Annotated in this window: 12 protein-coding genes; 5 read left to right on the top strand and 7 right to left on the bottom strand. The window is 59.8% G+C overall.

Going from position 1 to position 13,798, the window contains the following annotated elements; genetic code table 11:
* Window positions 1–37 precede the first annotated feature (37 nt).
* The 3 genes from trpS to ACXAH0_RS14495 all read right to left on the bottom strand — a co-directional run bounded on the left by trpS (window position 38) and on the right by ACXAH0_RS14495 (window position 5,709).
* A complete protein-coding gene (trpS, locus tag ACXAH0_RS14505) occupies window positions 38–1,117 on the bottom strand; it encodes a tryptophan--tRNA ligase (protein WP_475192356.1) in 1,080 nt (359 codons plus the stop codon).
* Window positions 1,118–1,237: 120 nt separating this feature from the next.
* Window positions 1,238–2,800 (bottom strand): murein biosynthesis integral membrane protein MurJ, encoded by a 1,563-nt coding sequence (gene murJ / locus ACXAH0_RS14500; protein ID WP_475192354.1) that lies wholly within the window; start codon window positions 2,798–2,800, stop codon window positions 1,238–1,240.
* A 74-nt stretch (window positions 2,801–2,874) separates the two neighbouring features.
* Complete coding sequence (locus tag ACXAH0_RS14495) at window positions 2,875–5,709, bottom strand: [protein-PII] uridylyltransferase (RefSeq protein ID WP_475192351.1); 2,835 nt, start codon at window positions 5,707–5,709, stop codon at window positions 2,875–2,877.
* Between the two features lie 220 nt (window positions 5,710–5,929).
* Between ACXAH0_RS14495 and ACXAH0_RS14490 the strand changes: the two genes are divergently transcribed.
* Genes ACXAH0_RS14490 through ACXAH0_RS14480 form a run of 3 tightly spaced genes read left to right on the top strand, consistent with a single transcriptional unit; the run spans window position 5,930 to window position 8,612 of the window.
* On the top strand, window positions 5,930–7,105 hold the full coding sequence (locus tag ACXAH0_RS14490; protein ID WP_475192349.1) for an ATP-binding protein: 1,176 nt from the start codon (window positions 5,930–5,932) through the stop codon (window positions 7,103–7,105).
* Window positions 7,106–7,108: 3 nt separating this feature from the next.
* On the top strand, window positions 7,109–8,047 hold the full coding sequence (locus ACXAH0_RS14485) for a hypothetical protein (protein ID WP_475192347.1): 939 nt from the start codon (window positions 7,109–7,111) through the stop codon (window positions 8,045–8,047).
* 49 nt (window positions 8,048–8,096) lie between these two features.
* On the top strand, window positions 8,097–8,612 hold the full coding sequence (locus ACXAH0_RS14480; protein WP_475181900.1) for a S26 family signal peptidase: 516 nt from the start codon (window positions 8,097–8,099) through the stop codon (window positions 8,610–8,612).
* 151 nt (window positions 8,613–8,763) lie between these two features.
* Here ACXAH0_RS14480 and ACXAH0_RS14475 read toward each other — a convergent pair whose 3' ends face one another.
* The 4 genes from ACXAH0_RS14475 to ACXAH0_RS14460 are packed head-to-tail and all read right to left on the bottom strand — an operon-like array spanning window position 8,764 to window position 11,661.
* Complete coding sequence (locus tag ACXAH0_RS14475) at window positions 8,764–9,135, bottom strand: helix-turn-helix domain-containing protein (protein ID WP_475181896.1); 372 nt, start codon at window positions 9,133–9,135, stop codon at window positions 8,764–8,766.
* 4 nt (window positions 9,136–9,139) lie between these two features.
* A complete protein-coding gene (locus ACXAH0_RS14470; protein ID WP_475192345.1) occupies window positions 9,140–9,709 on the bottom strand; it encodes a Smr/MutS family protein in 570 nt (189 codons plus the stop codon).
* 3 nt (window positions 9,710–9,712) lie between these two features.
* Complete coding sequence (gene mltA / locus ACXAH0_RS14465; RefSeq protein ID WP_475192342.1) at window positions 9,713–10,936, bottom strand: murein transglycosylase A; 1,224 nt, start codon at window positions 10,934–10,936, stop codon at window positions 9,713–9,715.
* Window positions 10,937–10,938: 2 nt separating this feature from the next.
* A complete protein-coding gene (locus tag ACXAH0_RS14460) occupies window positions 10,939–11,661 on the bottom strand; it encodes a Tim44/TimA family putative adaptor protein (protein WP_475192340.1) in 723 nt (240 codons plus the stop codon).
* A 341-nt stretch (window positions 11,662–12,002) separates the two neighbouring features.
* Here ACXAH0_RS14460 and ACXAH0_RS14455 point away from each other — a divergent pair, with 341 nt between their 5' ends.
* A complete protein-coding gene (locus ACXAH0_RS14455; protein ID WP_475192338.1) occupies window positions 12,003–12,533 on the top strand; it encodes an FxsA family protein in 531 nt (176 codons plus the stop codon).
* A gap of 180 nt (window positions 12,534–12,713) precedes the next feature.
* Window positions 12,714–13,745, top strand: coding sequence for an acyltransferase family protein (locus ACXAH0_RS14450; RefSeq protein ID WP_475192337.1), 1,032 nt, complete (start codon window positions 12,714–12,716; stop codon window positions 13,743–13,745).
* The last annotated feature ends 53 nt before the right edge of the window (window positions 13,746–13,798 follow it).

Here is a 13,798-nt window from a genome sequence, read left to right as displayed (position 1 = left end):
GCGCTGCAGGTCCGGGGATGAGAACGCACCCGGCCGGTCAGCGCACGTCCAGAAAGCCGATGATCCGGCGCACATCTTTCAAGACCGGTTCGGCAATGGAGGACGCTTTTTCAGCGCCTTCCTTCAGCACCGCATCAATCTGGGTCTGGTCTTCCATCAACCGGCGCATCTCGTCTGTCATCGGTGACAGTTTGGTGACGGCCAGCTCGGCCAGGGCCGGTTTGAACCCGGAGAACTGCTGTCCGCCGAACTCCTTGAGCACGGCTTCCTTGGTGGCGCCACTCAGCGCCGCGTAGATGCCGACCAGATTGTCCGCTTCCGGGCGCCCGTCAAGACCGTCCACCTCGGAGGGCAGTGCGTCCGGATCGGTCTTGGCCTTGCGGACCTTCTTGGCAATCGCGTCTGCATCGTCGGTCAGGTTGATGCGGGACAGGTCGGAAGGATCGGATTTCGACATCTTCTTGGTGCCGTCGCGCAGCGACATGATCCGGGTGGCCGGTCCGGCGATCATCGGTTCGGTCATCGGAAAATACAGCTCTTCGGGCAGTTCCGGCGACGGATCCGGATTGGGCACACCGACGCCCAGTTCCTTGATCCGGCCACCAAAATCATTGTTGAACTTGGCCGCAATGTCGCGCGTCAGTTCCAGATGCTGCTTCTGGTCGTCCCCCACAGGCACATGGGTTGCGCGATAGGCCAGAATGTCGGCGGCCATCAGGTTCGGATAGGCAAACAGGCCGACAGAGGCGTTTTCACGGTTCTTGCCGGCCTTTTCCTTGAACTGGGTCATGCGGCTGAGCCAGCCCATCCGCGCCACGCAGTTGAAGATCCAGGCCAGTTCCGCATGTTCGCGAACCTGGGACTGGTTGAATATGATTGACTTCTTCGGATCAATGCCGGCGGCCATATAGGCGGCGGTCACTTCCCGGGTCGCGTTGGTCAGCTCCTGCGGGTCGGGAAAACCGGCCGTGATCGCGTGGCTGTCCACGACGCAGAAAATGGTCGGCATCTGGTCCTGAAGCGGGACCCAGCGGGACACGGCCCCCAGATAGTTGCCAAGATGAAGGTTGCCGGTCGGCTGAACGCCGGAAAAGACACGGGGCTGGAACGCCGTCATTTTCGATCCCTTTATTGATGCGGCCGGTTGGAAGGGCGCTGTGAAACTTTGGGCGCGCCGGGTTTAAGCTCCGGGCGCCCGGGATGCAAGCAAGAATGCGGGATGTGTGGCATTTCGGCCTTAGTTGTTGCGCCGGGTCAACGCCTTCACCATGGCGAGCAGATCGGCCCCGCCGCTGACCTGGGCGCAGACTGCAAAGGAGACGATCCCGGTCAGGACAAGCGCCAGAAGACCGGAAATCCGTACCAGCAGCCAGTGGCTGGCCAGAAGCGGCGCCAGGGCTGAAGCGGCGAAATGAATCACCACCCCCATGATAAGGCTGGCCAGAAGCACCAGCGACAACCGGCGCAAAAGCTCCAGATCCGGCACGAAATGGCCCCGCCGCCACAGGACGGCAACCAGCAGGCCCGTATTGACCCATCCGGCGATCGTGGTTGCCAGGGCAATGCCCACATGGGCGAGAACCGGAAACAGGGCGACAGACAGTACCACATTCACCACCATGCCGACGGCTGCAAATTGCATCGGGGTCTTGGTATCTTCCCGGGCGAAATAGCCTGGCGAGAACACTTTGTTGAGCACAAAGGCGGGAAGGCCGAAGGAAAAGGCCATCAGCGCTGCTGCCGTGCCTTCGACAGCGGCCGCATCAAAGCGCTGCCGCTGGAACAGGACGGAGACAATCTCGTCCGGGACCACGGCCAGGGCGGCGGCGGAGGGCAGGGTCAGGACCAGCGAGATCTCCAGCGCCCGGTTGAGGCTGCTTTGATAGGCCTGTGTTTCGCCGGAACGCAATTGCCGGGTCAGGCTGGGCAGAAGCACGACACCAATGGCAATACCGATGACCCCAAGCGGCAGCTGGTAGAGCCGGTCGGCAAAATAAAGCATGGCATTGGCGCCGTCCTGAAGGGAGGCGATGATGGTGCCAACGGCGATATTCAACTGGGTGACGCCGCCCGCAATGACGCCCGGGATGCCGAGCACAAGCAGCCGCTTTGCCGAAGCGGTGTAGCGGGGCCGGTAGATGGGCAGGCTGAAGCCGAGCCGTCGCAGATCGGCCACCACCACCACAAGCTGGACAATGCCGCTGACGGCGACCCCGGCACTGAGGACAATCCCGAGTGTCTGATTGTCCCGGATCCCGGCCACAAGCACGCCGCCCAGAACGATGCTCATAACCACATTCAGCATGACCGGGGCAAAGGCGGCGGCCGCAAACCTTTGATAGGTGTTCAGGATGCCGGCGGCAAAGGCCAGCAGGGACATGAACACCAGATAGGGGAAAGTAATCCGCGCCATCAGAACCGTAAGGTCGAACTTGTCCGGATCGGCCTGAAAGCCGGGGGCCAGACCCCAGACAATAAGCGGCATGAAAATCTGGGCGGCGGCGGTCAGGGCCAGCAGGCAGAACAGCAGAGCCGCACCGATTTCCCCGGCAAAGCGGCGGGCACCCTCCTCGCCGTCTTCTTCCACCGCCCGGGCGAACAGCGGCACGAAGGCGGAATTGAACGCCCCTTCGGCAAACAGCCGCCGGAACAGGTTGGGCAGGCGGAAGGCCACGGCAAAGGCGTCGGCCACCGGGCCCGTGCCGACGGCGGCAGCCAGAAGCACGTCGCGCACAAATCCCAAAAGGCGGCTGAGCATGGTTGCGCCGCCAACCGTGGTGAAGTTGCGCACAAGGCTCATGGCCTGGGCATCCCGGCCGGGATGGAGCAGACATCAGCGGCGGGCGCGGGCGCTTCAGTGGACGGGGACGCCATTCAGGAGGCCTGCCGCTGCGCTTTGCGGGCCACCGGCGCGGCCGGGTCGAGCTCTACCTTGCCCTCCACGGCCCTTGCCAGCCGCTCGCGGATAATGTCCTGGCGGCCGATATTGGCGATTTTCTGCCCCGTCAGATCGGTGACATAAAAGACATCGACCACCTTTTCCCCGAAGGTGGAGATATGGGCGGAGCCGATATTCAGGTTAAGCGTTGCAATCGATCGGGTCAGGTCATAGAGCAGGCCGGGCCGGTCCAGTCCGGAAATCTCCAGAACCGTGTAGTCGTCTGACAGGGTATTGTTGACCAGGATTTCGGTCGCGACCTTGAAGGCTTTCACCCGGCCCTTCATGGCGCTTTTCTTGGCAACGGGTTCGGGCAGGCGCTCTTCGCCGCGCAAGGTGGAGCGGATCAAATGGGTGATGCGCTCACCCCGCCGCCGTTCGTCGTCATCGTCGGGCAATTCGCGGCCGATAAAGATCGTGTCGATGGCAAAACCATCTGTGGTCGTGTCGATCTGGGCGTCCACAATATTGGCCCCGGTGGAAAAACAGGCCCCGGCAATAATGGACAAAAGGCGCGGGTGATCCGGTGCCATGATGTTCAGTTCCGTCACCCCTTCAAAGGCGCGCGGAATGACCTTGAAGGCCAGCTGTTTGCCCGCCTGCGCGGCGGTGTGCAGCAGCTCCGCATGGGTCAGCAGCCGCTCCGGTTCGGTGCGCAGCCAATAGGCCGGATAATGCCGGTCCATATATCCGGCTCTGTCCTCAATGCTCCAGTGGCCGAGATTGCCAGCCAGATCTTCCTTTGCCGCTGCAATCGTTTGTTTGTGCGACATCTTGGTATGGCCGCCGGACAGGTGCGGTTCGGTAGCGTAATAAAGGGTGCGCAGCAACTGACCCTTCCAGCCGTTGAAAACACCGGGCCCGACGGCCCGGATATCCGCAACGGTCAGGATCAACAGCAGCTTCAATCGCTCCAGGGACTGCACGGTGTGAGCGAAGTCGGTGATTGTCTTGCGGTCGCTCAGATCCCGCGACTGGGCAATCGTGCTCATGTCCAGATGGTGGCGGATCAGCCAGGCCACGGTCTCCGTTTCCGCTTCGTTCAGGCCGAACCGGGGGCAGAGCTTGCGGGCCACCTTTTCCCCGGCAACGGAATGGTCTTCCGGCCGCCCCTTGGCAATGTCATGCAGGAACATGGCCACATAAAGCAGTTTGCGATTTTGGAGGGTCAGGATCAGGTCGGTGGACAGCGGATGGTCCTCGCCGGACTCACCGCGCTCGATCTCCGCCAGAACGCCAACGGAGCGGATCAGGTGCTCATCCACCGTGTAGTGGTGATACATGTTGAACTGCATCATCGCCACGACCTTGCCGAATTCCGGCACGAACCGGCCGAGCACGCCGGTTTCGTTCATCTTGCGCAAGGTCTTTTCCGGTGCGTTGCGCGAGGTCAGGATCGACAGGAACAGCCGGTTGGCTTCCGGATTGGTGCGCAGGTCATTGTCGACAAATTTCAGCGAATGCCGGATCAGCCGCGTCAGCCGGGGATGCATGTTGTAGTCATGCTTGTCCGACAGCTGGAACACTTTCAAAAGATTGAGCGGACTGGTCTCGAACAGGGTGTCGTTCGTGCAATTGAGCCGGTTGTTCTCAACCACGAAACCAGGGGCGCCCTGAACGGGTTTGGCCGTGTCGCTCATGCGGCCGGTTCGCAGGCGCCGCATCATGCCGGTCAGGCCCTTGCCGCGCGGCTCCTTGACATGCTCTTCCTCCAGCGCTGCGCAGATGATACGGGTCAGGTCTCCCACATCCTTGGCAACCAGGAAGTAGTGTTTCATGAAGCGCTCGACGTCGCGCATGCCCGGATGCTGGGTGTAGCCGAGGCGGATTGCGATCTCGCGCTGAAATTCAAACGCCAGCCGTTCTTCCGGGCGGCCGGTGAGAAAATGCAGGTGGCAGCGCACGGCCCACAGAAAGTCCTCCGACTTCAGAAAGCGGCTGTATTCGGCTCGGGTCAGCACCCCTTTTTTGACCAGATCCGACTGCCTGTCGACCCGGTAGTGGTATTTGGCGATCCAGAACAGGGTGTTGAGGTCGCGCAGGCCCCCTTTGCCTTCCTTGATATTGGGTTCCACCAGATAGCGCGAGGTGCCCTGGCGCCGGTGACGGTCGTCCCGCTCCTGCAGCTTGGCGGCGATGAATTCGGAACTGGTGCCGTTGACCACTTCCTGGCCGAACCGGCCGAGCAGTTCTTCAAAAAGGGGCGCGTCCCCCCAGATGTGGCGCGCCTCCAGAACGGCAGTGCGGATGGTCATGTCAGAGCGGGCGAGGCGCACGCATTCGTCGATATTACGGGTGGCATGACCGACCTTGAAGCCCAGATCCCAAAGCATGTAGAGGATATATTCCACCACCTGCTCCCCCCAGGGGGTTTGCTTGTAGGGCAGGATGAACAGAAGATCGATATCCGATCCGGGGGCAAGGGTGCCGCGCCCATAGCCACCGACCGCAGCCACCGACATGCGCTCTGCGGCGGACGGATTGGTGACCCGGTAGACGTAATTGACTGCAAAATCATAGATCACCCGGATCAGTTCGTCCTGGATGAAAGACAGTCTGCGGGCGCATAAAAGACCACCGCCATCCGCATTCAACCGGGCCTCGGCGGCATCCCGGGCCGTTTTCACCTGCGCTTTCAAGCTGGTCAGGACAGCGGATCTGATCTCAAGGCCAGAGCCGTCGCCGTCTGTCTCGCGGGTCATGTCCGTCAGCCGGGCGCGCAGAGCGTCCGCATCGATCAGGCCGGTCAATTCATCTTGGCTGGGTTTCATGCGTGTCAGGGGGTCCGTTCAACGGGCAAGTGTCAAGGCGGTTATATAGCTGAAGGCGCATAAGGACAGGTAAATATGAACCATCCCGCCGCCGTCTGCACAAAAACTCCTGGATTGATCGCTTTTAAGTTGAAGCCTTTCATTTATTAAATCATTTTAAAATAACAACGCAGGCTGGAAGTGAAACAACTTTCGCGCACATTTTCAGGTGGGGGATCTCGTGCAGGCTGACATTTCCGGTGAAATCCAGGCTCTTATTAATGTGATGACACAGAGCCCGGAAAATGACGGCGTCTTACGCGCCGTTCTGGTGCTTCTGGAGCAAGCGCCGGACAGCAGCGTCATCATCGACGGGCTGGCGCAGATCGATCCGGACCAGATCGCCAATGCGGAGCTGAAGGCCAGGGCGGCCACCTTGCTGCGCAAGGCGGATGCGCTTGATCTTGCCGGCAAATGGCAAGTGGCTCCGCAACCCGGGCTGCCGAAAAATGTTGTCGCTCTGGCCTCAGCCAGCCTGCCTGTGCCGGAGGTGGCCGGGCAGATCAGTTTTGAGGACGTTGGCGGTCTGGAACACGTCAAGAAGCAGATCCGCCGGAAGATCATCAACCCGTTTCAAAACAAGAGAGCCTTGTTTGAAAGGTTCAAACGCAAGGCGGGCGGCGGGGTCCTGATGTATGGCCCGCCCGGATGCGGCAAGACCATGCTGGCGCGGGCATTGGCCACTGAGTGCAAGGCGACATTTATGAATGTGCGCGCTGCCGATATTCTCGACCAGTATGTGGGCAATGCCGAAAAGCGGATTGCGGAGATTTTTCAGGAGGCACGGGCCGCCCGGCCGGTTGTCCTGTTTTTTGACGAGGTGGAGGCGCTGGCGCAAAAACGCCAGTTCGAGAGCAGCGCCCGGGTCAACACGACCGTGTCTGCGCTGCTGACGGAGATGGACGGCTTCAATGACAATGAGGGGGTCCTGTTTCTGGGGGCAACCAATGTTCCGTGGTCGATTGATTCCGCGTTCCGGCGCCCGGGCCGGTTTGACCGGACCCTGTTTGTGCCGCCGCCGGACCGGATCGCCCGCAAGTTCATCCTGAGCGGGCTGTTGCAGGACCGCCCTGTGGCCCACGATCTGGATCTTGAGACTGTTGTGGAGGCCTGCACCGGGTTTTCCGGAGCGGATCTTTCGGCGCTGGTTGAGACCGCCGTCGATATTGCCATTGAAGAAAGCCCCTCCGTCAGTGCGCTGTCTCCGCTGTCAAACGGTCACTTTCAGGAGGCGCTGCTTGAGGTCAGGTCCTCTGTCGGGGAATGGCTCGGACAGGCGCGCAATTTCGCCGAATATGCCAATGCCGGAGGCATGTATGACGATCTGACCGCGTTCTTGAAGAAATATGCGAGGTAAGCCGTGACCCGTTCCCTTAACACCGCGCGGGCTCTGCTGAAGGCAGAGAACTTTGAAGGCGCGCGCAAGCTCGTTAACAAGGCGCTCGAAACAGAACCCTACGATCTTGAAAGCTGGTGCTTGCGGGTTGAGATTGAGTGTGAGGCGGAAGAGTATGAAGCAGCCCTTCGCATCTGCCGCAATGCACTGCCTGAATTTCCGGAGAGTATTGAATTGCGGTTTCTGGAAATTGACGCTCTCTTTCATCTCAGGTGGAAGAAAGCTGTCCGCAGAGCAGTTGAAAAGTTCAAGATCGACTTTCCGGATTGCCATGACTACATCGACTCCATGGAGGGTGGGCTCGATGCGCTGGCGGGCCGGACAGACAAGCTGAACAAATATCTGGATGGGTTTGATGCAGACGCTCTGGATATGAACGACAAGCGTGAACACGGAATGTTGTATCACAAAACAGGAAGCATGTACCGGGCACAGCCATTGATGGAAGCCGCCCATCCGTATTTCCCGGAAGATCTTGAGCTTAACAAGTCGCTTGCCATGAACAGCATGCTGCTGGGCAAACTGGCAACCGCCCGGAAATACGCAAGGATAGCCCTGCGTCTGAAGCCAGGCGACCGGCACATGCGAGTCCTCATTGTTGCAAGCTATCTCTATTACTATCCGGTTTTCTATATTTTCAACGCGCTGATGTCGTTTTTTTGTTTGGTGAACAGCTATCTGGGTGTGCTCGGAGGTGTCGCGGCTCTGATATTTGCCACAATTTATGCAAGTTATGCTACAGATTTTCTGGAAGGTGCTATAGCTATACTGATCGGAAATGATGTAATTTTAAGATTTGATATGTATTACGTATTTGTATTCATATTTATTTTGGTTCAGCTTCCGGGCTATCTTGGGTTTTTGTACAAAACCAAACAGAACGTAAAACTCGAAAGGTATTGAATTGAACTTGCTTCCCACACATTGGCCGGACATAAACCGGCAGACAGTCATGGGCGTGTCCCCGTGGCTGGGATTTATCGTCTTGTGCGCCGCGCTTCAGTATCAGTTCAAGCCATTGACCACGGACTTCAACCACACGGTCAAGGGGCTGGAAACCAGAACAATTTACGCGCGTCAAAAGGCCGGAACCATCTGTCCCGCAGATGTGGTCACTTTCACAGCCGGTGCGAAAGAGACACGCTACATCCGCCGGGTCACGGCAAGTGAGGGGCAGGTCTTTTCCCTGACCGCCAGCGGATACATGATCGACGGCAAACCGTTTGCGGCGGATAGCGGCTGGGTTGAGGCGGCACGCCCGCAATTCGGCAACCGGTCTTCCTTGACGGTTCCCAAAAGACATTATCTGGTCGTCAATTCCGAATTCGGCCGGAAAGAGGGCAAAAACGCCTGGGCCTTTTATCTGGTGCCACGGGCACATATTGAAAATCAGATCACATATGTTCTGTTTTCAAGGGATTTTTCGCAGATCGGACACCGTTTGGGAGCAGGCCGTCCCGGCTGCTGACGTCTTTTACCTTGAAAGGTGTTCAGGCATCCGGATGAACGCTCACATCCGCAGCGTGTTGCGATGAACCGGATTTGCCCTTCGCAGCCTGAAATCAGAGATTTCAACGCAAAAGACAAAGCGGTTTGGAAGCATTTGAACGCGACACCCCCTAGATATCATCCTTGGCGGCAGCGACCCTGAGCTGGTGCAGCAGGCCGGTGAGGGAGTCTTCCGACAGGCCGCCGATCTTCAGCGAAAGCTGATTGGCCAGTTCCGTCGCCCTGGGGTGCATCCCGGCCGTGTCGATGGTGATTCTGGGGTCGGACAGTTCCGCCAGACGCTGGATTTCCTCCGCCTCGTCCCAGATCACGTTGAAATAGGTGATGATGCGCTGGACGAGAAACCAGGTGGGCTTGCCCCGTTTGCCATGTTCCAGCGCGGACAGATAGGCGCTGGAAACCGACAGGGCCGTGGCCATTTCCTTCAGCGACACGCCGCGCTTTGCGCGCAACTCCCTTATTTTTGCCCCAAGAGGTGTCACGGTCTTACCTTCTTTTGCGTATCCGGACGTAGAGTGCCCCCGCCCCGCCATGGCTCTGATGCGCTTGCTCATAGCCAAGCACCACGGGCCGCAGGTCCGGCATGGCCAGCCACTGGGGCACCATTCTGCGCAAAACGCCGCGTTCGTCCATATAGGCGTTGCCCGGGCCAGCCCCTTTGCCCGTTATCACCAGCACCACCTTATGGCCGCGGGCCTGGGCCTGATAAACAAAGCCGCGCAGCCGGTCATGGGCCTGATGCTGGGTCAGGCCGTGCAGGTCAATGCGGGCGTCAATGGCCTGGACGCCGCGCACGATCTTGCGGCGGTACCGGGTTTCCAGCTGGTGCAGGGGCGGCAAGGCGGGCGGTTGCTGTCTCGGCTTGGGAGCCTGAATGGCTGTTTCCGTTTTCGGGGCTTTGTCTGTTTTGGGTGGCAACGCCTCTGTTGCCCGGGCCAGCTCCTCATCCAGGCGCTTGGCCCGCTCAGGATGAAGAGGGGTCAGGGTCTTGGTGACCTTGCCCCACAGGTCCCTGTCTTCCGGAGACAGGCTGCCCTTTTTGCCCCGCTTGCTCATTGCCTAGTCCGTGGCCCCGCCAGCAGGGGCGGCCTTGGGCAGCAAAAGGGTGAAGACCGCCTGATGGCGGATCGACCCGGCCAGGGCACCTGCCTCGTTGCCCGAGCCGGTGAAAATGTCCCCGCGGGCCGGGCCCTTGATGGCCGAACCGGTATCATCGGCCACCATCAACCGGGAGAACTCTTTGGTCTTTGTGTCAAATCCGGATATCCCGGCCGAGACATGGACCAGGGCGCCATAGGGAATGTAGCGGCTGTCAACCGCAAGGCTGCGTCCTGCGGTCAGCGGCAGCCCGGCAGCGCCAACCGGCCCGTCCTGCGGGCCGGTCTCCGTCACTTCCCGAAAGAATATGTAAGACCGGTTTTCCTTGAACAGCGGGTCCCGCCGGTCCGGATGTGCCGCCAGCCAGGCCTTCAGCCCGGCCATGGTGAACGCCTCCGCAGTGCCTTCCCCGCGTTTGACCAGCAGCCGGGCGATGCCCGTATAAGGGTGTCCGGTCTTGCCCGCATAGCCGACCCGCATCACCGACCCGTCTGTCAGCCGCAGGCGTGCCGAGCCCTGAACGTGAATGAAATAGGCGTCCACTGGATCGGCAAGCCAGGCCAGCTCCAGCCCTTCGCCGTCAAGGGCGCCATCCATGATCGCCGCCCGGTCCGGCATTTCTTGAAGGCCCGCCTTGGTGCGGCGCCCGTGGCTCAGCTCTGCGGGCCAGCCCGGGGGCCGGTTGCGGCTTGAAACGCTCACAAGGCCAGCCGGTTTTTTCAAAAGGGGAACCGTAAACGCCCCGGTTCTGGTGCGCGAGGCGGCCACTTCCGGCTCGAAATAACCGGTGACGAACCCGGCCTGTTTTACCCGGTACGGCTGAAAAAAAGCTTCCAGAAAGCGGCGGGCGTCTGCGTCCGATTTGAGGGCGGCCCCTTGCAGATGCGCGCATAGTTCGGCAATGCCCTTTGGTCCATATCCGGGCAGCTCTGGCGCGTTTGTCCCAGCCGTGCCGGTCGGACAAAAGCGCCGAAAACTGGTCAAGGCGGCCAGGGGCGCGCTGCTCTCCCAGCCCGGCAGGGCGGAAAAGGCTGTTTTTTCAAACCGGTCGGGAAGTTTGGCGCTTGAGGCCATGGTTGAAACAGGTCCTGCAAAGAAAAGCGGCGCGGCCAGAACCGCGCCTTTCAGGCTTTGCCGGATCAGGGGCAGGACCGCCCGCCCCGGCATCCGGGTCTTCAAGCGCATGTCTATTCTGCGGATTCGGTTGCAACCAGTTTCCAGTTGGGATCGCGGGAAGTTGTGTCCCGCGCAAAGGTCCAGATATCGACCACTTCGGTGACCTTGGCCGGGTCGCCGTCGACCACATCGCCCGCCTTATCGCGGGTTGCGGAAATCAGCTGGCTGTGGATCTTCACGGTCACCTGGGCCATTGCGTCTTTCAGGGCAGCTTCCACGATTTCGGCCTTGTCGATGCCGACAAAGGTGGAGTCAATCGTCTCGCCGCGCTTCTCACGGTCTTCAATGGCGCCTACGAAGCCGTCAAACACCTCGGGAGACAACAGGTTTTTCAAGGCCTTCTTGTCCCCATCGGCAAAGGCCATGACGATCATCTCATAGGCGGCCCGGGCCCCTTGCAGGAACTCTTCCGGCTCGAAACTGCGGTCCACGGACAGGATCTGCTTCAGCGCGCTGTTGAGGGCGGAGCCTTCAGGCGCCATCTTGTCGATCACAATATCCTCGTTCGGGGCCGGGGACATGGGGGTCTCGGCCGGCTGCTCACCCTGGTTCGGCATCGGAATGACATTGTCGGGGCCCTGGGTCTGGCTGCCCGGCTTCTCCGGTTTGGAATAAGGGTCGAAGGGCGGGCGTTCGCTGCCGGTGCGTTTGCCCAGAACGGATCTCAGCCTGAACAGAATAAAAACCGCCAGTCCCATCAGGAGGAGGTTCAGTGGATCGAAAATCTCATTCATCTTAACTTCCGGCTACCCTTGGAGGCAGGTTATGCCGCCCCTTGCACATCCGGCTGCGCGCTGACCGCAGCCTATTTCTGTTACCACCTTATTTAGGAGGTTCTTGAACCAGCATCCAGACCTGAGGGCAATACTGAAAATTGCGCAATGGTTGTCTTTCCTGCAAGTGGCTGCTCGCATTTCTGCCAGTGACTGTCTAGAGTAGGGACACAAAAATGAAGATGATTTGGTGGCAAAAACAGTCCGGACGACCCAAATCACCTTCATCATGGGTCCGTCCCCAGGGTTTAGGTTGGACTCCCAGCTTATGACGGATCAGCTTATCAGACGTTGGAGGTCCCGTGGGACTTTATATCATTGCGGCCCTTATTTTCCTGCCCCTGCTTGAAATCGCTGTGTTCATCTGGGTAGGGGGCCTGATCGGTGTTTTGCCGACCATCCTTTTGACGGTGCTGACCGCCATGGCAGGTACGGTCATGCTGCGCCAGCAGGGCCTGTCCCTGCTTATGCGCATGCAGCGCGAACTGGATGCAGGACATGCGCCGGGCAATGAGGTCATGGAAGGGGCGATGATCGTTCTGGCCAGCATTCTGCTGCTGATACCGGGGTTTGTAACCGATGCAGTCGGCCTGCTTCTGTTCGTGCCGCCGGTGCGGGCAGCCCTCGCCAGCTTCATCATTTCCCGCTCCAACGTGGTGATTGTTCCAGGCGGTGCTCCGGGGCCGGGCCGCCACCGGGCGGACGAGCATGTGGTCGATCTGGACGCGCAGGACTGGTCGGAAAAGCAGGACGGGCCCGCCGCAACGGACCGGGCCCGGGGCCAGTCCAGGATTAGCCCGTGGAAGGATGGCGCCGGCGGTGAGCCGTCCTGAAGCCTTTCGGCCCGAAGCCTTCAATGCCGCATGTTGCGATCCTTTCTGGACCCGCAGAAAAACCGCCGCGCCAGTCACTAAAAAGTGAGGGCGCCCGTAGTCAGTATATTTACGGCCTTCGGTTAAAGCTCTTGCTTCGCCCGGCAAGGAGTGTCTGGTGCAAGGAGGAAGGTGCGGGCCATGAGTGCAGGGCGCGTTGACTGGGTCGATACGGCCAAGGGCATCTGCATTGTCTTTGTCGTCATGATGCATTCGGTGCTCGGGGTGGAAGCCGCAGCAGGCAGCACAGGCTGGATGCATGTGATCGTTGCCTTCGCAGCTCCTTTCCGCATGCCCGATTTCTTTCTGATTTCCGGCCTGTTCCTGTCCAATGTCATCACCCGGGACTGGAAGCTTTATCTCGACCGGAAGGTCGTGCATTTCGCTTACTTTTATGTGCTCTGGATGACGATCCAGTTCATGGTCAAGGCGCCTGTCTTCATCCAGGACATGGGTGCCGGTGGCGCATTTGCCTTTTATCTGATCAGCTTCGTGGAGCCCTTCGGCACGCTCTGGTTCATCTACATGCTGCCGGTGTTTTTTGTGGTCACGAAGCTTGCCCATGACGCCCGCATTCCCTGGCAGCTCATGCTGGCCTTTGGCGCCTGCCTGCAAATCGCGTCCATCGAAACGCAGATCCTGCTGATCGACGAATTCGCGGCGCGATTTGTCTATTTCTATGCGGGCTATGTTTTCGCCCCGCAGATCTTCCGTCTGGCCGCCTGGGCGCGGGAGCGGATCGGCGTGAGCCTTGCCTATCTGTCCGGCTGGAGCCTGATCAATGGCGGCCTTGTCTATCTTGGCTGGGCGCATCTTCCGGGGCTTGCCCTTGGCCTCGGTGTGGCCGGGGCAGGTGCGATTATCCTGACCAGCGCGCTGATTGTGAACTGGGGCAGGCTCGGCTTTCTGCGCCATTTCGGCGAGAACTCCATTGTTATCTATCTGGCGTTTTTCTTTCCAATGGGCCTTGCCCGGGTGATCCTCCTCAAGCTTGGTGTGTTCGACACCGGCACTGTGTCGCTGATTGTCACGGTCACCGCCACGGTCAGCCCGGTGATCCTCTACTGGATCATATGCAAGACAAACCTGGGCTGGTTCCTGTTCAAACGGCCTGCCTGGGCCCATCTGACCGGCACCTTTTCCGGCCGGCGCCGGCCGCAGGCGGCTGAGTGAGCTGAGCGGTCCGGAATTTTTGTCTTTAGGACTTTTCTCAGACGCGTGGGGCA

This window comes from Roseibium sp. AWQ4_290 (genome assembly GCF_056160985.1).
The sequence above is the reverse complement of the archived record's forward strand: the minus strand, read 5'-3'. Positions and strand labels throughout refer to the sequence as shown.

What these genes read in the sequence shown, in the direction of transcription:
- murJ (WP_475192354.1), bottom strand. Translation starts at nt 2,800, where the DNA reads ATGAGCCTTGTGCGCAACTTCACCACGGTTGGCGGCGCAACCATGCTC.
- mltA (WP_475192342.1), bottom strand. Translation starts at nt 10,936, where the DNA reads ATGCGCTTGAAGACCCGGATGCCGGGGCGGGCGGTCCTGCCCCTGATC.
- ACXAH0_RS14460 (WP_475192340.1), bottom strand. Translation starts at nt 11,661, where the DNA reads ATGAATGAGATTTTCGATCCACTGAACCTCCTCCTGATGGGACTGGCG.
- ACXAH0_RS14480 (WP_475181900.1), top strand. Translation starts at nt 8,097, where the DNA reads ATGGGCGTGTCCCCGTGGCTGGGATTTATCGTCTTGTGCGCCGCGCTT.
- trpS (WP_475192356.1), bottom strand. Translation starts at nt 1,117, where the DNA reads ATGACGGCGTTCCAGCCCCGTGTCTTTTCCGGCGTTCAGCCGACCGGC.
- ACXAH0_RS14495 (WP_475192351.1), bottom strand. Translation starts at nt 5,709, where the DNA reads ATGAAACCCAGCCAAGATGAATTGACCGGCCTGATCGATGCGGACGCT.
- ACXAH0_RS14470 (WP_475192345.1), bottom strand. Translation starts at nt 9,709, where the DNA reads ATGAGCAAGCGGGGCAAAAAGGGCAGCCTGTCTCCGGAAGACAGGGAC.
- ACXAH0_RS14450 (WP_475192337.1), top strand. Translation starts at nt 12,714, where the DNA reads ATGAGTGCAGGGCGCGTTGACTGGGTCGATACGGCCAAGGGCATCTGC.